The sequence below is a fragment of the Bacteroides sp. NSJ-39 genome, assembly GCF_014287315.1.
In the GTDB taxonomy this organism is placed as follows: domain Bacteria; phylum Bacteroidota; class Bacteroidia; order Bacteroidales; family Bacteroidaceae; genus Bacteroides; species Bacteroides finegoldii.
In genome coordinates, this window is sequence record NZ_JACOOB010000077.1 from 1 (window position 1) to 697 (window position 697).

1 pseudogene is annotated in these 697 nt (G+C 47.2%); it reads left to right on the forward strand.

The features are described from left to right. Positions 1-328: 328 nt before the first annotated feature. A pseudogene (locus tag H8S63_RS19800) lies at positions 329-697 on the forward strand (transposase); the annotation flags it as partial.

Genomic DNA, 697 nt, shown 5'->3' on the forward strand with positions numbered 1-697 from the left:
ATGTTCTTCTCCTGCCTTAACTCTTCGTAGTTATTGCCGTGAACGACATGTAAACTACCATGGTATGTGTCTTTGGCTTTCCCGTCACGGCATCAGTATCCGTGAGTTGCGTCCCTCCTCTTCCGTCACCACCGCTAAAGAACCTGCATCCTCTTTCAGCCGTTTGCTTCCGGTCTGCTCTTCCCCTTCCTCCTCTCCGGATATGCTTTACGGGGTTACCATCACTTTCCCTGACGGAGTGACTGTTTCTATCAAGCAAGGCAGCTCTTTTAGCGTCAGCCGTTTTATCGACCGTTATAACAGTAAAATTCAGGAGGAAGAGTCATGTTTGGTTGAACTGACGAACAAGCTGTATCAAAAAGAACATGAACACTGTGTTGGTCGACAGGGATGGACAGACAAAGATAACCTCAGGCACCGGAAAAGGTATGCGCCGCAGATACTCAGCGAAATAAAACGGGAACTGCTCAGGATAAAGAGTAAGCCTGACTTGCTTCCCAAAAGTGAGATGGCGGGAGCGGTTGACTATATGCTCGCGCAATGGGAGGCCATTAAGGGCATCTTTACTGAAGGATATTACTACTTGGACAATAATTTGGTCGAGCGGTACAACCGATATATATCACTGTCCAGAAGAAATTCCCTTTTCTTTGGAAGCCATAAGGGGGCGGAAAGAGGTGCCTTATTTTATTCGCTG